At 44.3% G+C, this 21,875-nt stretch carries 24 protein-coding genes; 3 read left to right on the top strand and 21 right to left on the bottom strand.

The features are described from left to right. On the bottom strand, positions 1-774 hold the full coding sequence (locus N5P32_RS03575; RefSeq protein WP_265727806.1) for an ABC transporter permease: 774 nt from the start codon (positions 772-774) through the stop codon (positions 1-3). A gap of 4 nt (positions 775-778) precedes the next feature. Next, positions 779-1,693, bottom strand: coding sequence for an ABC transporter ATP-binding protein (locus N5P32_RS03570; RefSeq protein ID WP_265727805.1), 915 nt, complete (start codon positions 1,691-1,693; stop codon positions 779-781). A gap of 61 nt (positions 1,694-1,754) precedes the next feature. On the opposite strand from N5P32_RS03570, the gene N5P32_RS03565 reads away from it, so the two are divergent. Continuing rightward, on the top strand, positions 1,755-2,162 hold the full coding sequence (locus tag N5P32_RS03565; protein ID WP_265727804.1) for a PA2817 family protein: 408 nt from the start codon (positions 1,755-1,757) through the stop codon (positions 2,160-2,162). Between the two features lie 38 nt (positions 2,163-2,200). Here the strand turns inward: N5P32_RS03565 and fabF are convergent, their stop codons facing one another. From fabF to N5P32_RS03530, 7 genes are all read right to left on the bottom strand, one after another. Next, positions 2,201-3,442 (bottom strand): beta-ketoacyl-ACP synthase II, encoded by a 1,242-nt coding sequence (gene fabF / locus N5P32_RS03560; protein WP_265727803.1) that lies wholly within the window; start codon positions 3,440-3,442, stop codon positions 2,201-2,203. A gap of 104 nt (positions 3,443-3,546) precedes the next feature. Then, positions 3,547-3,780 carry an acyl carrier protein gene (gene acpP, locus N5P32_RS03555; protein WP_265727802.1) on the bottom strand — a complete coding sequence of 78 codons (234 nt, stop codon included), beginning with the start codon at positions 3,778-3,780 and terminating at the stop codon, positions 3,547-3,549. Between the two features lie 133 nt (positions 3,781-3,913). Continuing rightward, positions 3,914-4,648 (bottom strand): 3-oxoacyl-ACP reductase FabG, encoded by a 735-nt coding sequence (fabG, locus tag N5P32_RS03550; RefSeq protein WP_265727801.1) that lies wholly within the window; start codon positions 4,646-4,648, stop codon positions 3,914-3,916. Between the two features lie 42 nt (positions 4,649-4,690). Beyond that, positions 4,691-5,614, bottom strand: coding sequence for an ACP S-malonyltransferase (gene fabD, locus N5P32_RS03545; protein WP_265727800.1), 924 nt, complete (start codon positions 5,612-5,614; stop codon positions 4,691-4,693). Positions 5,615-5,626: 12 nt separating this feature from the next. Then, positions 5,627-6,571, bottom strand: a complete 945-nt coding sequence (locus tag N5P32_RS03540; protein ID WP_265727799.1) for a fatty acid synthesis protein — start codon at positions 6,569-6,571, stop codon at positions 5,627-5,629. An 11-nt stretch (positions 6,572-6,582) separates the two neighbouring features. Next, a complete protein-coding gene (rpmF, locus tag N5P32_RS03535) occupies positions 6,583-6,762 on the bottom strand; it encodes a 50S ribosomal protein L32 (protein WP_072839128.1) in 180 nt (59 codons plus the stop codon). 18 nt (positions 6,763-6,780) lie between these two features. Further along, complete coding sequence (locus N5P32_RS03530; protein WP_265727798.1) at positions 6,781-7,323, bottom strand: YceD family protein; 543 nt, start codon at positions 7,321-7,323, stop codon at positions 6,781-6,783. 109 nt (positions 7,324-7,432) lie between these two features. Here N5P32_RS03530 and N5P32_RS03525 point away from each other — a divergent pair, with 109 nt between their 5' ends. After that, on the top strand, positions 7,433-8,059 hold the full coding sequence (locus N5P32_RS03525; RefSeq protein ID WP_265727994.1) for a Maf family protein: 627 nt from the start codon (positions 7,433-7,435) through the stop codon (positions 8,057-8,059). Here the strand turns inward: N5P32_RS03525 and N5P32_RS03520 are convergent. From N5P32_RS03520 to dinG, 9 genes are all read right to left on the bottom strand, one after another. Continuing rightward, positions 8,046-8,960: a patatin-like phospholipase family protein gene (locus N5P32_RS03520; protein ID WP_265727797.1), complete on the bottom strand. Its 915-nt coding sequence runs from the start codon at positions 8,958-8,960 to the stop codon at positions 8,046-8,048. The two genes, N5P32_RS03525 and N5P32_RS03520, sit on opposite strands and share 14 nt — an antisense overlap. 9 nt (positions 8,961-8,969) lie before the next feature. Beyond that, positions 8,970-9,764 (bottom strand): DUF4892 domain-containing protein, encoded by a 795-nt coding sequence (locus tag N5P32_RS03515; protein WP_265727796.1) that lies wholly within the window; start codon positions 9,762-9,764, stop codon positions 8,970-8,972. Between the two features lie 39 nt (positions 9,765-9,803). Beyond that, positions 9,804-10,667, bottom strand: coding sequence for an alpha/beta fold hydrolase (locus N5P32_RS03510; RefSeq protein WP_265727795.1), 864 nt, complete (start codon positions 10,665-10,667; stop codon positions 9,804-9,806). 42 nt (positions 10,668-10,709) lie between these two features. Next, positions 10,710-11,189 (bottom strand): phosphohistidine phosphatase SixA, encoded by a 480-nt coding sequence (gene sixA, locus N5P32_RS03505; RefSeq protein ID WP_265727794.1) that lies wholly within the window; start codon positions 11,187-11,189, stop codon positions 10,710-10,712. Then, positions 11,176-11,460: a DUF4389 domain-containing protein gene (locus tag N5P32_RS03500; RefSeq protein ID WP_265727793.1), complete on the bottom strand. Its 285-nt coding sequence runs from the start codon at positions 11,458-11,460 to the stop codon at positions 11,176-11,178. The genes sixA and N5P32_RS03500 overlap by 14 nt, the downstream gene beginning before the upstream one ends. After that, positions 11,453-12,481 carry an NAD(P)H-dependent glycerol-3-phosphate dehydrogenase gene (locus N5P32_RS03495; protein ID WP_265727792.1) on the bottom strand — a complete coding sequence of 343 codons (1,029 nt, stop codon included), beginning with the start codon at positions 12,479-12,481 and terminating at the stop codon, positions 11,453-11,455. Before N5P32_RS03495 ends, N5P32_RS03500 begins: the two co-directional genes overlap by 8 nt. Positions 12,482-12,514: 33 nt before the next feature. Beyond that, on the bottom strand, positions 12,515-13,939 hold the full coding sequence (locus N5P32_RS03490; protein ID WP_265727791.1) for a protein adenylyltransferase SelO: 1,425 nt from the start codon (positions 13,937-13,939) through the stop codon (positions 12,515-12,517). A gap of 27 nt (positions 13,940-13,966) precedes the next feature. Further along, positions 13,967-15,328: a DEAD/DEAH box helicase gene (locus N5P32_RS03485; RefSeq protein WP_265727790.1), complete on the bottom strand. Its 1,362-nt coding sequence runs from the start codon at positions 15,326-15,328 to the stop codon at positions 13,967-13,969. 109 nt (positions 15,329-15,437) lie between these two features. Next, entirely contained in the window at positions 15,438-17,561 is a 2,124-nt protein-coding gene (gene dinG / locus N5P32_RS03480; protein WP_265727789.1) for an ATP-dependent DNA helicase DinG, read from the bottom strand. 69 nt (positions 17,562-17,630) lie between these two features. Between dinG and lexA the strand changes: the two genes are divergently transcribed. Then, positions 17,631-18,254 (top strand): transcriptional repressor LexA, encoded by a 624-nt coding sequence (gene lexA / locus N5P32_RS03475; RefSeq protein ID WP_265727788.1) that lies wholly within the window; start codon positions 17,631-17,633, stop codon positions 18,252-18,254. A gap of 105 nt (positions 18,255-18,359) precedes the next feature. On the opposite strand, the gene N5P32_RS03470 is transcribed toward lexA, so the two are convergent. The 3 genes from N5P32_RS03470 to topA are packed head-to-tail and all read right to left on the bottom strand — an operon-like array spanning position 18,360 to position 21,723. After that, entirely contained in the window at positions 18,360-18,626 is a 267-nt protein-coding gene (locus N5P32_RS03470; RefSeq protein WP_265727787.1) for a hypothetical protein, read from the bottom strand. A gap of 2 nt (positions 18,627-18,628) precedes the next feature. Further along, the gene (locus N5P32_RS03465; protein WP_265727786.1) at positions 18,629-19,099 is read right to left on the bottom strand and encodes a DUF6586 family protein; all 471 of its coding nucleotides are present in this window, start codon (positions 19,097-19,099) and stop codon (positions 18,629-18,631) included. Further along, positions 19,096-21,723: a type I DNA topoisomerase gene (gene topA / locus N5P32_RS03460; RefSeq protein ID WP_265727785.1), complete on the bottom strand. Its 2,628-nt coding sequence runs from the start codon at positions 21,721-21,723 to the stop codon at positions 19,096-19,098. The genes N5P32_RS03465 and topA overlap by 4 nt, the downstream gene beginning before the upstream one ends. Between the last annotated feature and the right edge of the window lie 152 nt (positions 21,724-21,875).

Raw genomic sequence — 21,875 nt, 5'->3', positions numbered from 1 at the left:
TCAACTTCTAATACCTTTGCCCTGATTGAGCAAACGCAGACCGAAACTAAACAACACAACAATAAACACACTCACAATGACCAAGGCCCAATATACGTTAATATCAGATACCCCCAAGATGCCATATCGGAATGCATTAACCATGTACAACACAGGGTTTAACATAGAAACCGACTGCCAAAAGTCAGGCAACAAATCGATGGAATAAAATACCCCACCCAAATACGTTAACGGCGTCAGAATAAACGTTGGTACGATAGACACATCATCAAAGCTTCTTGCGTAGATTGCATTCACAAAACCACCTAAAGAAAACATCACAGCGGTTAAGCACACTACAAGCACCGTAAGAAACAAATTTTCTAGCGCCAAATGGGTAAAGAAAAGCGACAATAAGGTCACAATAAGACCAACACACAACCCACGGGCCACACCACCTAGCGTGTAACCTAATAAAATGACCCAATTTGGCGTGGGTGAAACCAACAACTCTTGCACGCTATGTTGAAACTTCGCAGAGAAAAACGACGAAGACACATTAGAGTAAGAGTTCGTTATCACAGACATCATGATCAACCCAGGCACAATGTATTGCATGTAACTAAAACCGCCCATCTCACCAATTCGGTCGCCGATTAGATTCCCGAAAATAGCAAAATACAAAGACATGGTAATAGCAGGTGGTAACAAGGTTTGTGGCCATATACGCGTGAAGCGACGCACCTCTCGCACAATAATCGTATAAAACGCGACCCAAATTTCTGAGTTTTTCATCTCGCTAGCCTTTAATTAATTTGACGAAGAGTTCTTCGAGTCGATTGGATTTATTACGCATACTTACGACATTAATCGAAATAGAATCAAGCGCACTAAAAATGGCATTGATCGATTGCCCTTTAACCACCTCTACCTCGATTGTACTGCCGTCTTTACTTATCGATACCGCGAAGTCCGACAATGACCAACCGGACGGCAATGCCTTGTCTAAATCAAGAATAAACGTTTCTTGATTCAAAGTTTTAAGCAACGCTTTCACACTGGTATTTTCGACAATTTCACCCGCATTGATAATCGCGATATTACGACATAGCTGCTCAGCTTCTTCCAAGTAATGCGTCGTGAGGATAATGGTAGTACCTTGCTCATTGAGTTTTTTGATGAACTCCCACATAGAGCGGCGCAATTCAATGTCCACACCGGCAGTAGGCTCGTCTAAAATCAACACTTCCGGTTCATGGATTAAGGCTCTCGCTATCATTAATCGGCGCTTCATACCGCCTGACAACATTCGCGACTGAGCGTCTCTTTTATCCCATAAATCCAATTGTTTCAGATATTTTTCGGCTCGCTCTTCTGCCACAGCGCGGCTAATTCCATAGAACCCTGCCTGCGTAACAACAACATTAAATACCGTCTCAAAAACATTAAAATTGAATTCTTGAGGAACGACGCCAAGAAACTTCTTAGCTTTTGCAAAATCCGTATCAATATCCGTATCGAAAATGGACACACGCCCCGATGTTTTATTCACCAACGAGCATAAAATACCAATAGTGGTCGACTTTCCTGCCCCGTTTGGACCCAGCAAAGCAAAGAAATCCCCTTTTTCAACTTTTAAATCGATACCTTTTAGTGCTTCAAAACCACCATCGTAGCGTTTTTTAAGGTCACTAATTTCGATTGCATATGTCATAATTGAAGTTCTCATACGGCATTGCCGACTAATATAGTTACTTACTTGAATAGGGTTTTACGTGGAATCACGCACACAATACATACTTGACGCATTTGCTGACTTGCGCCATCGAATCGCAGAACATGACCCCTTTAATCAGCCAGAACTGGCTGAAGAAGAAATTGACTTCTTAGCAAAATGGGATGAACTCGTTAAAAGCATTCAAGAAAACTCTCATGATTATACTTTTGACGCCCAAGAAGTGCTGTCTCGCTTCATACGATGCTACGCAAATCTCGTCCCTCTTATAAAAAGAGAGCTATTGTGGTTTGTAGGCGGAGAATGCCTACACTTTCTAGGAGACGAAGAAATCACCCTTTACCAGCAGCTAGAAGACCGCCTTTACGAACTCGACAGTCAACATCAAAGCTACGACATCTCAAAAGAAATAGCCGCTCTACGCGGCTTATCTACTCAGATACACTAAGTTGGGATACTAAGTAGAACTTCAACCCTCGCTAGTTTTTAAGATACTTTCTTAAAAACTAGCGTTCCATTTGTTCCACCAAAACCGAAAGAATTATTGAGCACAACATCAATCTTACGTTTTTGAGGTGTACCTGGCACGTAGTTCAAATCACAGCCTTCGCCCGGCTCCTCAAGGTTGATCGTAGGCGGTGCAACTTGATCACGAATGGCTAGAATAGAAAAAATAGATTCTACTGCGCCTGACGCACCAAGCAAATGACCAATCATGGACTTAGTTGAACTAATAGCAACATCTGAAGCGTCCGCGCCCATTAACGCCTTAACGGCCTGTGTTTCGGCCAAATCACCTGCTGGTGTTGATGTGCCATGCGCATTAATGTAATCAACATCCAGAGGCGTTAATTTCGCATCGTTTAATGCCGCCTGCATCGCCATTGCCGCCCCTTCACCGCCCTCTGGCGGCGCAGTCATATGGTAAGCGTCATCGCTCATCCCGAAGCCAGCAAGTTCTGCATAAATTGTCGCGCCACGCGCAACCGCATGCTCATACTCTTCTAGCACCAAAATGCCCGAGCCATCTCCCATGACAAAACCATCACGGTTTTTGTCCCATGGTCGACTTGCCGTTTTATGGTCATCATTGCGGGTTGATAACGCACGAGCAGCACCGAACCCACCAATACCCAACGGCGTAATAGCCATTTCAGCACCACCGGCAATCATGACATCCGCATCGCCATAAGCGATCATCCGCCCAGCCATACCGATATTATGGGTACCCGTTGTACAAGCTGTGACGATTGAAATGTTAGGTCCTTTAAACCCAAAACGAATCGCAACATGACCTGAAATCATATTAATAATCGCGCCTGGAACAAAAAATGGAGAAATACGTTTTGGACCAGATTCATTCAATAACTCAAGGTTCTTTTCGATCATTGGCAAACCACCAATACCGGAACCTATCGCACAGCCTACGCGGCTCAAATCGGCAGTATCTGCATTGAGATTAGCGTCTTCCAAAGCCTGAACTGCTGCGGCGATACCGTATTGAATGAAAAGATCCATTTTGCGAGCTTCTTTAACGCTCATGTACTGAGTCGCATCAAAATCATTAACTTGCGCTGCAAAACGAGTGGAAAACTGGCTAGCGTCGAAAGAAGTGATCTCCGATACACCGCTTTTGCCTTCCAAGATATTATCCCACGTATCTTTCACATTATTGCCAAGGGGTGTCACCATTCCCATTCCTGTGACTACAACCCGACGACGAGACATAAGATTTCTCCAACAATCCGCCCTCAACCGTTAAGGGCTATTAATAAGAAAAGCCGCTGTAACAAGTACAAGCGGCTTTTCGGAAAACTCAGTTCACTTATAGATTACAAGTTAGCGTTGATGTAGTCGTTCGCTGCTTGTACTGTAGTGATTTTTTCAGCTTCTTCATCAGGAATTTCAGTATCGAATTCCTCTTCAAGAGCCATAACCAACTCTACTGTATCTAGAGAATCTGCACCTAGATCATCAACGAAAGATGCTGATGCAACAACATCTTCTTCGTTAACGCCTAGTTGTTCACAAACGATTTTCTTAACGCGTTCTTCAATGCTACTCATTAGAAGTTCCTACTCTACTCATTAACAGCTCAGTGTGAGCATATTATAAAAATTCGGGCACCTATAAAGGTGTGATTCTCGACATGAACCGGAGACGTATTTTCGTTGAATTAAACATAAAATTCAACTCAAATTACGACATATACATACCGCCATTGACATGTAATGTCTCACCGGTAATGTAACCCGCGCCATTTGACGCTAAAAATGCAACTGCCGCCGCAATTTCTTCTGGTTGACCAAGGCGAGAAGAAGGCACTTTTTCGACTAATTTAGCCTTATGCTCTTCCGGTAAAACCTTAGTCATATCTGTTTCAATGAAGCCTGGAGCAACACAATTCACCGTGATACCACGAGAAGCAATCTCCGCAGCCAAAGAACGACTAAAGCCCTCTAGTCCAGCCTTCGCAGCAGAATAATTAGTTTGCCCGCCGTTACCCATAGAGCCAACCACGGAACTAATACTAATAACACGGCCAAATTTTGCTTTGGTCATGCCGCGCAAGCAGGCTTTAGTAACACGAAATACAGACGTCAAATTCGTGTTGATCACTTGATCCCACTCATCTTCCTTCATCCGCATCATTAGATTATCACGCGTAATACCAGCATTGTTAACCAAAACCGTTGGCGCGCCAAATTCGGCAGTGATTTCTTTAATTACCGCATCAACAGATTCACTTGAAGATACATCCAAAACCCAACCTTTACCGTTTTCACCCAAGTATTCACTAATACTCTGAGCACCGGATTCACTTGTTGCCGTGCCAATAACAGTAGCACCTTGTTCAACTAATGCAGTTGCAATCGCTTTACCAATACCACGAGTAGCCCCAGTTACCAGAGCAATTTTTCCTTCAAGACTCATGTTTGTCTCCAATTAGTTACTTTTAGATCAATAAAATGACGCTTACGCAGACAAAGCCGCTTCAAATCCAGACAAATCTCCCAAAGAAGCCGTCTCCAATCCTTTTACAATTCGTTTATTCAAACCGCTGAGCACTTTACCAGGTCCACACTCAATCGTAGAAGTCACACCCAACTCTGCAAGCAACGTAACCGACTGAGTCCATAAAACAGGTTCACTTAGCTGAGAAACCAAGTTCGCCTTAATGACAACAGGATCTGAAACTGCTTGAGCCGAAACATTCTGAACCAGAACACAGTTAGGTGCCTGAAAAGCGATAGACTCCAACTTTTCAGCTAATTTTTCACCAGCAGGAATCATCAACTCACAATGAGAAGGAACACTAACAGGAAGAGGAAGCGCACGCTTAGCCCCCGCCTCTTTCGCATTAACCATAGCCGCCTCAACCGCAGCAACATGACCCGCAATAACAACTTGACCAGGCGAGTTAAAATTAACCGCACTAACAACACCTGGCGCAGCAGCACATGCAGCGACAACGCTATCATCATCAAGGCCAATAATAGCTGCCATAGCACCTTCACCAGCTGGAACGGCCTGTTGCATATATTCACCACGCAACTTAACCAGCGCCACGGCATCCGCGAATGCAATCACCCCAGCACAGACTAAAGCAGAATATTCACCAAGACTATGACCAGCAACATAAACAGGCTTTTCACCGCCTTGCTGCTCCCAAAGGCGCCATAAAGCCACACTTGCAGTCAATAAAGCAGGTTGCGTTTTATCAGTCTGACTCAGTTTCTCTGCGTCATTCTGCACAAGATCCCACAAATCATAACCAAGCACACTGGATGCTTCTGCAAATGTTCGCTCAATGATTTCATGTTTCTCTGCTAAATCTGCTAGCATTCCCAATTGTTGAGAACCCTGACCTGGAAAAACAAAAGCTAATTTAGTGCTCATTTAATCTCCTGACTATACAGCCTCATTACAAAGACGCGCCTCTATCGCAGAATACAAATCCGCACGCGCAATATCAATTCCATACTCAATCGCACCTACCATTGCAGGCAAATCGGAACGACCATGACCTTTTACCAAATTGCCACGCACACCGACTAAACAAGCCCCATGTCGACGTTCAGTTTGGTAAAAAGTCTCAAACAATGAGGACACACCATTCGCATCCTTGAATTTTCTCATCATAAATGACAAAAGCCCTTCGGATGCCTTTAGAACCGCATTTCCGACCATCCCATCACAAACAATGACGTTTTTGTCACCCTCAAACAGCTCCGTACCTTCCGCATACCCCTTGTACGATAACCATGCATTTTCCGCCAGCAATCTATCCGCCTCACGAATTACAGCACTTCCTTTCGAGCTCTCAACACCAACATTCAAAAGCCCAACTTTAGGACTCTCTTGACTCAAAGCTTCAATGTAAGCCGCACCCAATTCCGCAAAGCCAACCAACATGGACGCAGGACAATGCACATTCGCCCCCAAATCAACCAAACAACGCAGTGGGTTAGAATGTAACTCCCTAATTAAAGCAGGATAAAGCTTAGGCCGCAAAACACCTAGAATGTGCCGCGCCAATGCCACTATAGCACCTGTATTCCCCAAGGTTACAACAACATCCGAAGACTTATCAGTCAGTGCTTTTAACGATTGATAGAGCGTACTATTACGACGGCGAAACAAAGACAAGACTATTTCTTCATCTCCATCAATGACATCAGAGCAAGAGATCAGAGATAAGCGTTCATGAGGCGCAGGAAGTTCCAGATCGGAATAAGGGGAATAATAAACAGTGATAAAGACATCGTGATGGCGGGAGAGGATCTCCACGGCTCCATCTAATGCAATGCGGGGACCTAAGTCCCCGCCCATAGCATCTAAAGCTACCCTGATCATGGGTATCTTAGTTACTCACCTTTAGGGGTGATAACTTGACGACCACGGTAGAAACCATCTGCAGAAATGTGGTGACGACGGTGAAGTTCACCAGTTGTCTTTTCTACAGAAAGAGTTGGACCAGTCAAAGCATCGTGTGAACGACGCTGGCCGCGACGTGAACGAGTAACTTTACTTTTTTGTACTGCCATTTTTTGGAGCTCCTAACTTTACTTGGCCTTTAATTGGGCCAATATACTAAATGGATTCGGTTTTTCGTCATCCGGTGCGTCATCGGTAGACGAGGCATACTTTACAGCTGTTGGGTTGCAACCACTTTCTTCGTGATAAGCGACAATTGGTAAGGCAAGTATAATTTCTTGCTCTACCATATCGGCTAAAATTACTTCACCATCGGTCATGACAACAGGATCGTAACTATTCGGCAGATTTTTCGCATGGTCTTCGTCATAAACAAAGCCAAGAGACAAATCCAACGCCAAATCATGAGCAACAGCCCCCATACAACGCTGACAAACAACGTGTACTTGAGCCGCTAATGATCCGGTAGCAATATAGCGCCTATCCTCATCAACTCTAAAGTCTAGATGAATAAATACATTACCCTCATCAGAGGCTAATATAGCACAAAGCTCCTCAAACTGATTGAGAGGCACGTACCCTTCGAATGACATCTCATTATGAGCGTACTTTCGAGGGTCAAAATATTTAGGTAATGAGTCATTCAACATGGCGGGGAATAATATTGCCAAGGGGGCTTTTTGTCAAAGTCTATGTGCCCTTAAAGTGCCTTTTTTTAGATTTTTACGCCTTTCCTGACAAAAAAAAGTAAAATAGCCTGTTACCGAAACAAATTGGCGAATCAACCATGCAAAAAAAATAATTTTAGGCTCATCATCAACTTACCGAAAAACACTACTGGAGCGCTTAAACCTAGCATTTGAATGCCATTCACCGAACATTGATGAAAGCCCTTTACAAAATGAATCTGCTCAAGATTTGGTAAAACGCCTTACCATAGAAAAAGCACAAGCCGTCCACGTCGAACGCAAAGCCCGCGGTCGTTCAGACCCTGCCCTAATCATCACTTCTGACCAAGTCGCAACCCTAGAATCACACATACTAGGAAAGCCACATTCAACGGAAAACGCTATAAAACAGCTGACGCAATTCAGCGGCAAGAAAGTCAGTTTTTTAACTGGGCTTTGCCTGTTTGATGAAAAAAGCCAGTCTCACCAATACGAGCTCAGTGAATATCACGTGTATTTTCGCGCTTTAAGCCAAGATGAAATTACTCAGTACATTGCGATAGAACAACCGCTTGATTGCGCTGGCAGCTTCAAATGCGAAGGTTTGGGCGTATGTCTGTTTGAACGAATGGAAGGCAACGACCCTAATAGCCTAATCGGCTTACCCCTAATATTACTGTCAAGTTTCTTAAGAAACGCAGGGGTAAACCCAATCGATCGATCAACTAATAGCCTTTAGGAAATGAGTGATAACTTGAAGCTGGAGACTCAAGGGCATCAATTGCCTTCAAAGCAACATCATAGCCAAATTCGATCAACTCATTGGCTCGCCAGAATTCATAAAAACCAGAAATATCTTTTGGAATGGAAATCAGTAAGTCTGGCGGATAACCGGCAAGCTTGTACTGGGTCAAGGACTCTTGCATGGTTTCAAACATCATATTAATTGTTTGTAATCGTCCCCAGTTTTCAGGCGTGTACTCTGGCTTATCCGCCTCTTTGTTTTTGCTAAAAAAGTCTTTTGTGTTTGACCACCAAGCAGGTTCTTCAGAATCACTCTCTTGTACCTCTTCATAATCCCCTTCTGCCGGACCATTAAGATCAACCGCAACAATATAGTCCGCACCAGCAGGCACACATGGAATGATTGGCAAAGGATTTAAAACACCTCCATCTACGTACATTCGACCATTAAAAGCCACAGGTGAGACTAGAGACGGTATTGCAGAAGAAGCTCTCATTGCACTAATAAGATCGCCACGCTGAAACCAGAATTCTTTCTGATTTAACAAATCAACCGCGACAGAAGTATAAGAAATCGGCAACGAAGCAATGTCTGTTTCGCCGATCATCTCTTCAATTTTCTCAAAAAAACGGTCCCCTTTTATGTAACCGCCCTTTAGTATTGACATATCCAATAAGCGAATCACCTTCATGCGGTCAAGCGACTCAGCCCACTCACGATATTCTGCTAGTTTTCCAGCGGCATAAACACCGCCTACGATCGCGCCAATGGAACAACCGGAAATACTGACAATGTCGTAACCTCGCTCTTCAAGTGCCTGAATAACACCAATGTGCGCATGACCACGTGCAGCACCACTCCCTAATACCAACGCTACTGTTTTCTTAGTTCCCACAACTCTCACCTAAGGCCGAACATACACAAATGAAATTCTATTGACACCAAGAGACTCACGCCCAAGGTCTGCCAAATTAATAAAGCGGACCCGCCCTTGTAACCGCTCACCAATGCCAGCACTCGCATCCGCTATCAACTTATCTCCAGACTGTATAGCGCTCAGCACGCCAGAGTTTTGACTTGTGACAAAAGCCACAACATTTTGACCCGCTGGCAAACCTTCGATAAATCGTCGAATACGTGGAATGTCCTTAGCATCCATTTGCGCCACAATTTCAAACTCAGTGTCTTTGGCATCAGCCGACTTCACTTCATCTAAACGCACCATCACATCACCTGCGCCGCGACGATTAAGATACAAAATCTGGTAAATACCCTGATTATTTTGCACCACCAGCAAATATTGACTTTGATCGGCACCGTAAAGCAGATAATCACCAAAAAAATTGTTCGCCCATGCATTACTGCTACCACAGCCACGGCTTTCGCATTCAAACAACACATCACGACCACCTGATAGCATTTGAGCACGATAATGCGCGTAAACATCAGGCAGCAGAGCATTTCTGTTAACCTTATAAAGAGAGGAAAAGTAATCACCTTGCAAACGAATAACGGATTCCGGCTCCCATCCGCTGCCAGCTCGGCGAATTTTACTCAGAGGTATTTCCACTTCCTGATCGGACTTAGTACTGCTTTTTACGAGCTGAGCTTCACGATAAGGCTCTAATCCAATAAAGCCAGCAAAAGACGCATTACTGCAAAACAAAAACACACAAAACATCGCACGAAACGTGTTCATAAAACCTTCCTCTCATCCCATTCAAGATGGATTAACACTCTAATTTTGATCAATAAAGCGTTGAATTTCAGTCGCCACAGAAAGACAAGTGTCTGGCTCCAGGTGAAAATGGTGATTTCCTTCCAACCATTTCAATTTAATCCATGGAAATTGAGCGGCACGCTTTTCCACCAACGGATGATCATTTTGATAAATACCGCCTTTTGCGACCAAAGCCAGCGTTGGGCACTTAATCTCTTTTATAAAAGCCTCTACGCTTTCCTCATCCATACGAAATGGCGACGGGAAAGTTAATTTGCCATCATGACGCCACACCCAATCATCTTGCGCATTTTGCTTCGCACCACGCTCCACCAGCATTTTAGAGGCATCATGCGACAATGAGGTAAAACCTTCCATACGAGCCTTAATCATAGCGTGCTTACTTGAATAACACGTTTCCCTACCTAGCCGATACTTCGCCATTTTATTAACGGCTCGTTGCAAAGTAGCCACTCGGGTCGAAGGAGTACCGCTTAGTGGACCCATGTTATCAAGAACAATCAAACCACGGATTTTGTCAGGAACGACAGCGGCAACCAACATGGCGACGGCCCCACCCATACTGTGCCCCACCAACCAAACACTCTGTTTAGATTGATTCAAAATAGACACAACGTCCAAGACATAGTCCCATAAATGATAAAAACTGCCCGCAGGACGATGCATAGACAAGCCATGCCCAGCAAAATCTAAAGCAACATGAGAAAAATCAGACAAATGAGGAGACAAGCTAGAAAAACTGGCCGCATTATCCAACCAACCGTGCAACGACAACACTTTTAGATCAGAGGCTTTCTTTGGTAACCACTGCAAACCAGACAATTCGGTATGCGCAAGCTTATACACAATTTCATTTTCCATAGCTTTAAATCTTCACCAACATCAAAATTTTAACTAAATAGACTACGAAGGAGATTCACTCCATCGAAACTGGCAACAGGCAGCCGCAAAAAGCTCACCTTCAACAGCGGCTAATGTGGCCGTGGTCATAGCAAAACTTACTGGAAGAGGCTCATCGACCAAAAAGTCCACAAACTGATGAGCAAATGGCTGATGAGTAACCAACAAAATAGAGTCGTAAGGTTGCTCATTCAACCACAGCGCAACGTCCATGTATTTTCCATTTGGTGTTATGAATGGACAGGTGATCACTTCAGCAGACACATCAAGGTCTGCTAACAATATTTTCGCCGTTTGTTGAGCGCGCACATAAGGACTGACGTACACGACATCAAACACCTCTGACTTAGCCTTTAATGTGCGAGCAGCCATTTTAACCTCTGCCACACCCAACTCAGTCAATTCCCTCATCTCATCACGATCATAACCGTAAGGCTGCGCATTACCGTGACGCAAAATAAAAAGGCGCTTACGCTTCGTCATCCAACGTCACCTGCGGCCAAGGTTGAAACGGATAAGGCTTTTCTTCTGTTTTATAAGACATGAACCAGAAAATTTGTTGGATAAAAGAAGCCATTTGCTTCAACCACGACGACAACGTTTTTGGCTCATGCTTTGAACCCAGCTTGATAAGGCTAACCAAAACAAGCAGCACACCAAAAATGGTCACGGAGATATTCAACACCACCCAATACAACAACATAAAAATTACACGAAACCAGAAACCTTGATCAGCATACCCAGGCTTAGACATTGTCATTCTCCTCATTTGTCGCGAATTCGACATCCCATTTTTGTTCACCAGTCATCATCGAACCAATCAACGATTCCAGCTTAGCATTCTCAAACAGCAGTTTAGATAAACCTTCAGCTAGCGGCATATAAAGGCCATGTTTATGAGCTTCATCCACCACCATTTTTAACGTATTCACCCCTTCGGCCACCTCGCCAATACCACCGACAGCCTCTTCTAAATTTTCACCTGAACCAATAGCAAACCCAACACGATAGTTACGGCTTAGCGGGGAAGTACACGTGGCAATCAAATCCCCCATACCAGCCAAACCTAAAAACGTCATAGGATTGGCGCCGAAATGCACAGCAAAACGGCTCATTTCCGCCAAACTACGCGTCATAATCATCGACATGGTGTTCTCACCAACATTCAGTGCTTTGGCCAAACCACATACAATGGCATAAATATTCTTTAAAGCCCCTGCCAACTCAACACCTTTGCTGTCTCTATTTTCATACACTCGAAAGGAAGGAGACTTCAATAATTCGATAACGCGCTGACGAACCAAATCATCAGAACTGGCAATCACCGACCCGGTCATTTGGCCTGCCGCAATTTCTTTCGCCAAATTAGGGCCGCTCAAGACACCTATTTTTTGCGTAACAGGATTTCGACGCAAAACATCACTCATAAGTTCAAAACGATTTGGATTAAATCCTTTTGTGGTACTGATTAATATTTTATCTGCCGTTAATAATGGCTCAATGCGCTTAACGACTTGCTCAAACGACTTGGATGGAATCGAAACAAAGACGGTATCGCTATCACGAATTGCCTGCTCAAGATTACTGGTTGCTAACAACTCTCTATGCAATGGCGCATTCGGTAAATAACGGCTATTTAGGCCGGTTAAATTAATTTCTTCTACTTGTTCTTCATTGCGCATCCACTGACTCACCTGATGGCCATTTTTCGCCATTATATTTGCCAATGCAGTGCCAAAACTTCCACCACCTAATACACACACCGAATGCTTCATATCATTTCTCTTTGTAAAAAATCGTCAACTAAACTACGACGAACAACTAACTTCTAAAGACTTACCCCATTCAGGTGCTCGCTGGGCCAAAACATTGGACTCAGGGTGCTCCTCGAATGGCGAATTGAGCACGTTCAATAGCCTACGAAAAGGGAGATAATCACCACGCTCGGCAGCTAAGATAGCCTCATGAGCCAAATAGTTTCGCAGTGTAAACTTAGGGTTAGCTTTCAGCATATCAAAACTGGTTTGCGACCAGTCCACATCAACCATTGCTAGCCTCGCCGCTTGATAACGCTCTACCCATGTTCGCAATCGCTCTCTATCCACCACTTCATCCAGCAATAGTTCACAGTCATTTGCCTCTAAATGACTCAACAATCGAAAGAATACAGTATAGTCCAGCTTTTCTGCGGCCAAAATGGTCAACAAATCAGGCACTAAATCCTGCATAACCTCTACAGAATCCAAGCCCATTTTTTGCATCATTAAAGTGTCGTAATGGGATTGAAGCTCAGGCTCATAGCATTGCAAGATAGCTATCAGTTGGTCACGCTCAAGGCACTTAGAAAAGCATCGCATTAGACAATTAAGATTCCAAAGCCCAACGCCAGGTTGACGCGAAAAAGCATAGCGCCCTTCGTGGTCAGAGTGATTGCACACCCAATTAGGCTCGTAGTCTTCCATAAAGCCATATGGCCCATAATCAATCGTCTCACCCGTGAATGAGAAATTGTCTGTGTTCATCACACCGTGCTGAAACCCAACAGCTTGCCACTTAGCGATCAATCTAGCAGTACGCTTGACAACTTCCGTCAACATACTTACCAAGGGCAATTCGGCTGCCAAACAGTCAGGATAATAATGCGTTAAACAGTAATCGATAAGCTGATCCAGCTCTGCATGCTTACCTTGATAGAAGAAATATTCGAAATGACCGAAGCGAATGTGCCCATGGGCGGTTCGTAGTAACATTGCCCCTGCTTCTGGGGTTTCTCGATAAACCGCTTCACGGCTATCATAAAGCGCCAAAGCACGTGAAGAAGGCACCGCGAGTGCAGTCATCGCCTCACTGGCCAAATATTCACGCATACAAGATCGCAACACAGCGCGCCCATCACCGCGACGAGAAAAAGGCGTGGGCCCAGCCCCCTTCATATGCAAATCATATAAAAGGCCATCTTGACCGTACACCTCACCCAGTAAAACACCTCGACCGTCACCAAGTTGCGGCGAGAATCCTCCGAATTGATGCCCAGCGTAAACCATACTCAAGCTCGATTTTTGCGGCAACTCTCCACTCAAAATGCGTTTGGTTTCAGGGGATTTAATATCGACTGACAAAAAAGCAGCAAGCGGTTGATTAAATTCAACCAATCGCTGCTCAAGAAGTGGCTGGATAAGGGTTTCCGAAGAAAACGCCTCACCCAAGCTTGCAAAGTGGTGTTCTAACTTCATTTTATCTCACTTAAAAGTAAGTGATGTTTATTGAGACGTATCAACCATGTATTCACAACGAATACTCTCGCCGACAACTTTCTCAATTTCAGGAATCATAAACGCATCGTCTTCGCTGGCAAAGCTGACTGATTTACCTGTTTCTCCACCACGCCCTGTACGACCAATGCGGTGTACGTAATCTTCAGGGTCTTCAGGCAAAGAATAGTTCACTACCAACTCCACATTGTCTACGTGAATACCACGGCCAGCCACATCCGTTGCAACCAAGACTTGAATCACACCATCTTTGAAATTTTTCAGCGTCTTGACGCGTTTATCCTGCGCCACTTCACCCGACAGAATTGCGCAGTTTATATTCGCTTTACGCAACCGTTCATACAAATCACGCGTTTCATCACGACGGTTTGCAAAAATAATGGTGCGTTGTCCGCCATTTTCCTCAATCAATTGTTTTAAGACTGGCCATTTTTGATCCGCTTCAACGGTATAAATCACCTGATCAATATTTTGGTTGGTCGCTTCTTTTGGGACCACCGACACCTCCTTAGGGAAGTACGTCCACTGTTGCGCCAACGCCTGAATATCTTTCGGGAAGGTTGCACTAAACAACATAGTTTGACGAGTCTCTTTATGAGGCGTCATACGAATAATGCTTTTCACATCCGGAATAAAGCCCATCGATAGCATACGATCCGCTTCGTCCAACACCAAACACTCAACCTTACCCAACTGCACTTTACGGCTGCGAGCAAAATCCAACAAACGCCCCGGTGTGGCTACCAAAATATCGACGTTTTCGGTTTCCAAAGCAATTTTTTGCTTCTCGTAACTCAACCCACCAACCAAAGTCACCACATTCAAGTGACAGTTCGTGGTTAACTTGATCGCTTCATCCGCAATCTGAATGGCCAATTCTCGTGTCGGCGCAATAATTAAACCACGCGCGAAATTGTTTGGTCGCTTTTCTTCCAGCGGATAATCAAGAAAGTCACTAATCATGGCGATTAAAAATGCCGCCGTTTTACCCGTCCCCGTTTGCGCCTGACCAATAATGTCATAACCCAACAAAGTCATTGGTAGCGTTTCCGCTTGTATTTCGCTGCAGTACTCAAAGCCCATTTCAGCAATGGACTTAATAACACGATCCGGAAGGTTTAAATCATGAAAACGAAGCTTTCCTTCCACTTCTGCAACCGGAAAATCTTCTATGGACCAAATATGACCTTTTGCATTGCTTGCAGACACTTTTGCGTCACTTGAATTTGTGGCGGTTTGTTTGGTGCTGCTAGATTCATCGCCATTGCTTTTTGGGCGTTTGTTAGGGCGACGAGTACGCTTAGGTTTTGTTGAGGTTTCTGATGGCACTTCTTGGTTTTGGTTTTCCATATTGGAATCTATACGCTTCTATTGTGTTTTGAGGTTAATTATTTGTGCATGGAGTGTACCTAAATGATACGGTTTTATCACCCTTTGCTTACGGTTTGTTAAATCACTCTTATTGATATCGATAGGGTGGCAAACTGTTAATCAGTTGCGAACCGTATCGTTTTGTACGCAATCTTTTGTCGAGAATGTGTATTTCGCCTTTATCACTCTCGCTCCTCAACAATCGGCCGGTCGCCTGGACCAAACGCAAAGAAGCATCTGGGATGGTAATCTCCATAAAAGGGTTGCCGCCACGTTTCTCAATCCATTCAGCCAAGGTCGCCTCTACCGGGTCATCAGGCACAGCAAAGGGGATTTTCGCGATATAAACACACGTCAAATAATCACCAGGCAGGTCAACCCCTTCTGCAAAACTGGCAAGCCCTAATAACAAACTTCCTTTTCCATCATCAATACGCGACTTATGAGAGTCTAAAATAACCCGCTTAGACTGCTCACCTTGCATTAACAATATTTCCTGCAAAGAAGGCGAAACGGATTGCGCAACGTCCTCCATTTGCCTACGCGATGAAAACAACACCAGACTGGCCTTATCAACATCCACATGGGTATTCAAGTAAGCAACAATTTCAGCGGTATGCTGCTCAACACGGTTAGGCTCGTGTTCCATATTTGGCACAACCAACACTCCATTTTCTTTAAAATCAAATGGGCTAAGCACACGCAAATATTCACTTTCTCTAGGAACGCCAGAACGCATATTAAAACGATGAAACTGATTAAGCGCCGTTAAGGTTGCCGAGGTTACGACCGCCCCGAAACATTTATCCCAAAGCTGCTGCCTCAATGTGTTGGCCGCCAAAATAGGCGAAGCACCAAGTTCAACATCCTGCTCCATGCCTTGCCCAGAAAGCACCAACCAACGAGCATTAGGCGGGAAATTTTCATCGTCTACTGTAGAATAAAGGCGCCACAAACCAACACACTGCTCTAATCGTCCAAGCACAACCCCTAAAATCGGCTGCCAAGTCTCTGCCGTTTCAGGGGTAACGCCCATACCTTCGTTTTGTTTGGTTTTTTTGCATTCATCTTGAATACTTTCAATATTATTAAACAGCTTCTGATAAGAGGTTTGTAAACTGTACGCCAATTGACGTAATTCATCTGGAATTTGACCAAATTCAAAGCGGTGCTGGTTATTTTCTTGATCCAAGCCCAAACCTTGAATATAAGGAGCTAAGCCTTGCTGAGCATATTGTATGAAGTTAACAATACTCTGTATCTGCTGAGGTATTTTTAATAATAATTGGCCCGTCAAGCTCACATCATCTGTTAGCTCTTGTTTCAAATTGACAAGATTTTTTTCGAGTTGGCGCAACCAGGTAACGCTTTGCTGCAACCTCACCTCATGACGAAAATGACCTATCGCCTTATCAGGAAGGTGATGCCCTTCATCAAAAACATAAATGGTCTCTTTAGGTGGAGTGAGAATAGCCCCTCCCCCTAATGACAAATCCGCCAGAACCAAATCGTGGTTTGCCACAATCACATCAGCCACTTCAATTTCAGCGCGCGCTTTAAAAAATGGGCACGCTGAATAATTTGCGCAATTTCGGTTGGTGCATTGTTGATGATCGGTTGTTAAACGACGCCAATCCTGATCACGCACAATGCCGGTCCAATTGTCTTTATCGCCATCCCAGTCACCTTTTTGCAGGGCAGCATCCATTTCTTGATACAGCACTGTATTCACATCATCAGAATGAAGATGTTGCTCAAAAAGACCAGCAAACATGTCGTCCATTGCTTGTTCTTCAGCGCTTAAAAAACCTTCAAGATTATTTAAGCACAAATAACGCCCACGCCCCTTGGCGAGCGTGTATTTGAAACTGAGCTCAGTGTGCTCAAGCAGGTTTGGCAGTTCCTTGTGAAGAATTTGCTCTTGCAACGCCACTGTCGCGGTCGAGATTATTAGTTTAAGGCCACGGGCTTTTGCAATGGGAATAGCCGCAAGACAATAAGACAAGGTTTTACCTGTCCCTGTACCTGCCTCAATTACAGCAACGTGTTTTTCATCAAGCCTTTCACCTTCTGAGCCTTGTTTTATGTTACCCAAAGTACGCGCTATTGCACCAATCATTTGGCGCTGGCCAGACCTTGGTTTATGGGACTTCGCATCTAACGACGCTCGGTATGCAAGTTGAATTTGATTTTTTAGTTCGTCTGAAAGCATTTATATCATTGAGTATAGTTAGGAATGCTGTATATAATAACAGTAACTGTATAAACAACCAGATAACCTATGATTAAATTAACCAAAAGACAATCTGACGTACTAGAAACCATTCGCGAATTTATTAATGAAACGGGGTTTCCACCTACAAGAGCAGAAATTGCGCGTCGACTTGGGTTTAAGTCCCCTAACGCCGCAGAAGAGCATCTAAAAGCCCTCAGCAAAAAAGGCGCTATTGAAATGCTATCTGGCGCCTCACGCGGCATCCGCTTAATCGACAATGAGCCCATCAATGATGCCTCTGACGATCTTGGCCTACCCGTTATTGGCAAGGTCGCAGCAGGTTATCCCATTTTGGCTCAGGAAAATATTGCTTCTCATGTCAACATACCTGCGACCATGTTTTCGCCACAGGCAGATTATTTCTTATCTGTTTCTGGCACAAGCATGAAAGACATTGGCATCATGGAAGGCGATTTGTTAGCCGTACACAAAACCACCACTGTTCGTAATGGCCAAATTGTCGTTGCCCGTATCGGTGACGAAGTCACCGTAAAACGATTTGAACAAAAAGGTCAAATCGTAAGACTGATTCCAGAAAACGAGGAATTCAGTGACATTATTGTTGACCTAGAAAGTGAAGAGTTTGCCATTGAAGGATTGTCCGTCGGTGTCATTCGACAAGGGCTTTGAGCAGAACGCTCAGCACTCTCGCCGCATCAACAAATAAAAAAGCGAAGCTCATGCTTCGCTTTTTATTTGTGAACACACCTTACATTTTGGACGCAGCCCATAGGCTTAATGCAAAATTTTAGGGCGAAACTCTTCATCATCAAGATAATCCGATTCATCATCAAAGACAGAATCGTCTGAATACACAAAATCTATCCCCGCATGAAACATGTGCTTCGCCAACTCAAAATACCTGTCTTTTAGGTAGGATCGAGTGTCGTCCGAAATTTTCAATGTTGCCAGGGGAACGGTTTCCTCACCATCTTCACTGGCCGGACGCAGCACAATATCGCCGTTATCCAGCTCAACAATCTCTAGGTAGGATTCTTTCATATTCAATACTCTGATGACTCTTCTCTAAAACGTAACACCAATTCTACCAATTTGGCCAAGTAAAAACTAACGGATGCGCCCGCGTCACTTCCTCGACCGATCAGGTTATCACTCTGAACCACAGACGACGCTGCGATTTTACATTCAAACTGCGCCAAATAAGCTTGTTGCAGCTGAAAACACCAAGAGTCCTTGCGAGAAAAAAGCTCAGCCAATTCCGCAAGCACAGGAACGATGATCTGTTTTTTCTCGGTTTCAGCAAACAAAACATCAACATCCAGCGATCCAGACAGCGAATAGGTCAACGATACCTCTTTAAGAAGGCCATTTAACGCGCTTCTTAGCTGAAAAAGCGCAGAGCTCTCTAAACCTACTTTTAGCCACGCCTCGTCACTGTCTTGACTTTGCTTGATGAAGCGCCGCGCAGTGTCCAGCTTTTGATTAGTTAAGCTGGCCAAACTCGCGCTACTCATTTCTTCTTACCTTCTTCAATAACCCACTTAGTGCCAACATAGAAGGCCTTCCAGCCCGTCGGCTTACCCTCTTCTTCCGTCATGACATATTGCTCTTTTGTCTTACGACTATATCGGATAATAGTAGGTCGACCTTCCGAATCTTTTTTAGGCGCATTGGCGAAAAAATGATATTTCGGGTCAATTTGATCCATATAAGGCAGCAACTCTTCAACTAACGGAGCGCGGGTTTCTCGCTTACGTGGAAATTGGCTTGCCGCCAAAAATAACCCCGTCGCACCGTCACGAAGAACATAATGATCCTCTACCTTTTGGCAAGCCAAATCGGGCATGGGAACAGGGTCCATTTTAGGAGGCGCGGCTTCACCGCTCTTTAGCAATTTACGCGTGTTTTTACATTCGTCATTCGTGCAACCAAAGTACTTACCAAATCGGCCAGTTTTTAGCTGCATCTCAGATTCACATTTATCGCATTCAAGCGTAGGACCATCATAACCTTTAATTTTGAACACACCCGTTTCGACTTCATAGCCAGAGCAAGCGGGGTTATTACCGCATACGTGCAGTTTGCGGTGTTCATCCATTAAATAACTGTCCATTGCAGAACCACAAATTTGACAACGATGCTTGTTAATAAGCGCTTTTGATTCGCCCTCTTCATCGTCCACCGCAACGGCTTCGTCACCACGCGTTAAATTAATGGTTGCCTTACAGCGTTCTTTTGGTGGCAAGGCATAACCAGAACAAGACATAAACACACCCGTACTAGCCGTACGAATCTGCATAGGTCGCGAACAGGTCGGACATTCAATGTCAGTCGGAGTAGGCTCATTCAGCATCATGCCACCTTCTGGCGATTCTGCTTTGGCCAGTACAGAACTGAAGTCCTTATAAAATGCATTAAGCGTTTTGATCCAGTCTTTATGTCCTTCAGCAATGTCATCCAACTGCTCTTCCATCTGAGCAGTAAAGCTGAAATTCATCAAAGAGTTAAAACTATCTACCAAACGTTCAGTAACGATATCACCCATTTTTTCAGCGTAAAAACGTCGATTCTCTACGCGTACATAACCCCGATCCTGGATCGTAGAAATAATTGATGCGTAGGTTGAAGGGCGACCAATGCCACGTTTTTCAAGCTCTTTAACCAAACTTGCTTCGCTAAAACGCGCGACAGGTTTAGTAAAATGCTGCTCAGGCAAAAGTGCTTGTAACGACAAGAACTCTCCCTGTTCAACATCTGGCAGGATATTATCTTCGCCTTTTTTAGCAACCGTTTGCATTGCACGAGTGTAACCATCGAAACGCAGAATTCTTCCTTTGGCTTTAAACTCATACTCGCCACTGGTAACAGTAATAGTCGTAGAAGTGTATTCTGCCGGTGTCATTTGACACGCCATAAATTGACTACGAATCAAGTCGTACAAACGATGTGCGTCTTTTTCCATACCGAGCAGGTCATCCACTCGAACAGTAACATCAGAAGGGCGAATGGCTTCGTGAGCTTCTTGAGCACCCTCTTTACTGCTATAACGGATTGGTTCTGCAGGCAAATACGCATCACCAAAATTAGAAGCAATATAGCCACGCAACGTCTCTACCGCTTCCGCACTCAAATTCGTCGAGTCGGTACGCATGTAAGTGATATAACCACCTTCATACAAGCGCTGAGCCAGCATCATGGTCTTTTTAACGCCATATCCTAGACGCGTGCTGGCAGCCTGTTGAAGTGTCGATGTAATAAACGGCGCAGACGGCTTGCTGCTGGTTGGTTTATCTTCGCGACTACTAACAAGGTACTTCGCATCATTCAAACGAGCAACATGCTCATCCGATTGCGCCTTGTTAACAGGGCGATATTCTTTGTTTTGATATTTTGCCGCTTCAAATTTTATGACGTCTTTCGCTGGCGTTGCCAGCATCGCATCCAACTCCCAAAATTCATCAGGAACAAACGCGCGAATTTCTTTTTCTCTTTCGACTATTAATCGCACAGCAACCGACTGAACACGACCAGCAGACAATCCACGAGCTACTTTCGCCCAAAGTAAAGGCGATACCATGAACCCTACGACACGATCTAAAAACCGTCGAGCCTGCTGAGCATTCACACGGTTCATATCCAATTCGGAAGGCGTTTCAAAAGCCGCTTTAATGGCTTTTTTAGTAATCTCGTTAAACACCACACGCTTATAACGGCTATCATCGCCACCAATGGCTTCACGTAGATGCCAAGCAATCGCCTCACCCTCTCTATCCAAATCGGTTGCGAGATAGATGGTGTCAGCGTTTTTAGCCAATCGTTTTAATTCATCAACTACTTTTTCTTTGCCAGGCAATATTTCATAATGAGCCGCCCAGTCTTTCTCAGGGTCAACGCCCATTCTGGAAATCAACTGCTTACGTGATTTGGCACTTTTGTATTCAAGCTTTTCTTCTGGGCTCATTTTTCGCGTCAAAGCAGCCTGCTTCGCACGCTCTTGAGGTGTAGAGGTTGCTGTTGTACCTGTAGGTAAATCTCGAATGTGTCCGACACTCGATTTGACAACAAAGTCATTACCTAAGTATTTATTGATGGTTTTCGCCTTAGCCGGCGATTCCACGATAACCAGTGATTTTCCCATTGAACTGTGTAAGCCTTTTAATAAAGTAGGTCTGCAAATCCACGTTGCACGAAGTTTAATCTCTAGGGGCGCTGATATTAAGCAAACACCTTTTATATGACAAGCGATCCCTGTATTGTTTCACACATTAAATCTTGCTGAACTTAGTATTT

The sequence above is a fragment of the Marinomonas pontica genome, assembly GCF_026191375.1.
GTDB lineage: Bacteria > Pseudomonadota > Gammaproteobacteria > Pseudomonadales > Marinomonadaceae > Marinomonas > Marinomonas pontica.
Note: the sequence above shows the minus strand (reverse complement) of the source record. Positions and strands in the feature narration are given on the sequence as shown.

What these genes read in the sequence shown, in the direction of transcription:
- N5P32_RS03575 (WP_265727806.1), bottom strand. Translation starts at nt 774, where the DNA reads ATGAAAAACTCAGAAATTTGGGTCGCGTTTTATACGATTATTGTGCGA.
- N5P32_RS03570 (WP_265727805.1), bottom strand. Translation starts at nt 1,693, where the DNA reads ATGACATATGCAATCGAAATTAGTGACCTTAAAAAACGCTACGATGGT.
- fabF (WP_265727803.1), bottom strand. Translation starts at nt 3,442, where the DNA reads ATGTCTCGTCGTCGGGTTGTAGTCACAGGAATGGGAATGGTGACACCC.
- acpP (WP_265727802.1), bottom strand. Translation starts at nt 3,780, where the DNA reads ATGAGTAGCATTGAAGAACGCGTTAAGAAAATCGTTTGTGAACAACTA.
- fabG (WP_265727801.1), bottom strand. Translation starts at nt 4,648, where the DNA reads ATGAGTCTTGAAGGAAAAATTGCTCTGGTAACTGGGGCTACTCGTGGT.
- fabD (WP_265727800.1), bottom strand. Translation starts at nt 5,614, where the DNA reads ATGAGCACTAAATTAGCTTTTGTTTTTCCAGGTCAGGGTTCTCAACAA.
- N5P32_RS03540 (WP_265727799.1), bottom strand. Translation starts at nt 6,571, where the DNA reads ATGATCAGGGTAGCTTTAGATGCTATGGGCGGGGACTTAGGTCCCCGC.
- rpmF (WP_072839128.1), bottom strand. Translation starts at nt 6,762, where the DNA reads ATGGCAGTACAAAAAAGTAAAGTTACTCGTTCACGTCGCGGCCAGCGT.
- N5P32_RS03515 (WP_265727796.1), bottom strand. Translation starts at nt 9,764, where the DNA reads ATGAACACGTTTCGTGCGATGTTTTGTGTGTTTTTGTTTTGCAGTAAT.
- N5P32_RS03510 (WP_265727795.1), bottom strand. Translation starts at nt 10,667, where the DNA reads ATGGAAAATGAAATTGTGTATAAGCTTGCGCATACCGAATTGTCTGGT.
- sixA (WP_265727794.1), bottom strand. Translation starts at nt 11,189, where the DNA reads ATGACGAAGCGTAAGCGCCTTTTTATTTTGCGTCACGGTAATGCGCAG.
- N5P32_RS03500 (WP_265727793.1), bottom strand. Translation starts at nt 11,460, where the DNA reads ATGTCTAAGCCTGGGTATGCTGATCAAGGTTTCTGGTTTCGTGTAATT.
- N5P32_RS03495 (WP_265727792.1), bottom strand. Translation starts at nt 12,481, where the DNA reads ATGAAGCATTCGGTGTGTGTATTAGGTGGTGGAAGTTTTGGCACTGCA.
- N5P32_RS03490 (WP_265727791.1), bottom strand. Translation starts at nt 13,939, where the DNA reads ATGAAGTTAGAACACCACTTTGCAAGCTTGGGTGAGGCGTTTTCTTCG.
- N5P32_RS03485 (WP_265727790.1), bottom strand. Translation starts at nt 15,328, where the DNA reads ATGGAAAACCAAAACCAAGAAGTGCCATCAGAAACCTCAACAAAACCT.
- dinG (WP_265727789.1), bottom strand. Translation starts at nt 17,561, where the DNA reads ATGCTTTCAGACGAACTAAAAAATCAAATTCAACTTGCATACCGAGCG.
- lexA (WP_265727788.1), top strand. Translation starts at nt 17,631, where the DNA reads ATGATTAAATTAACCAAAAGACAATCTGACGTACTAGAAACCATTCGC.
- N5P32_RS03470 (WP_265727787.1), bottom strand. Translation starts at nt 18,626, where the DNA reads ATGAAAGAATCCTACCTAGAGATTGTTGAGCTGGATAACGGCGATATT.
- N5P32_RS03465 (WP_265727786.1), bottom strand. Translation starts at nt 19,099, where the DNA reads ATGAGTAGCGCGAGTTTGGCCAGCTTAACTAATCAAAAGCTGGACACT.
- topA (WP_265727785.1), bottom strand. Translation starts at nt 21,723, where the DNA reads ATGGGAAAATCACTGGTTATCGTGGAATCGCCGGCTAAGGCGAAAACC.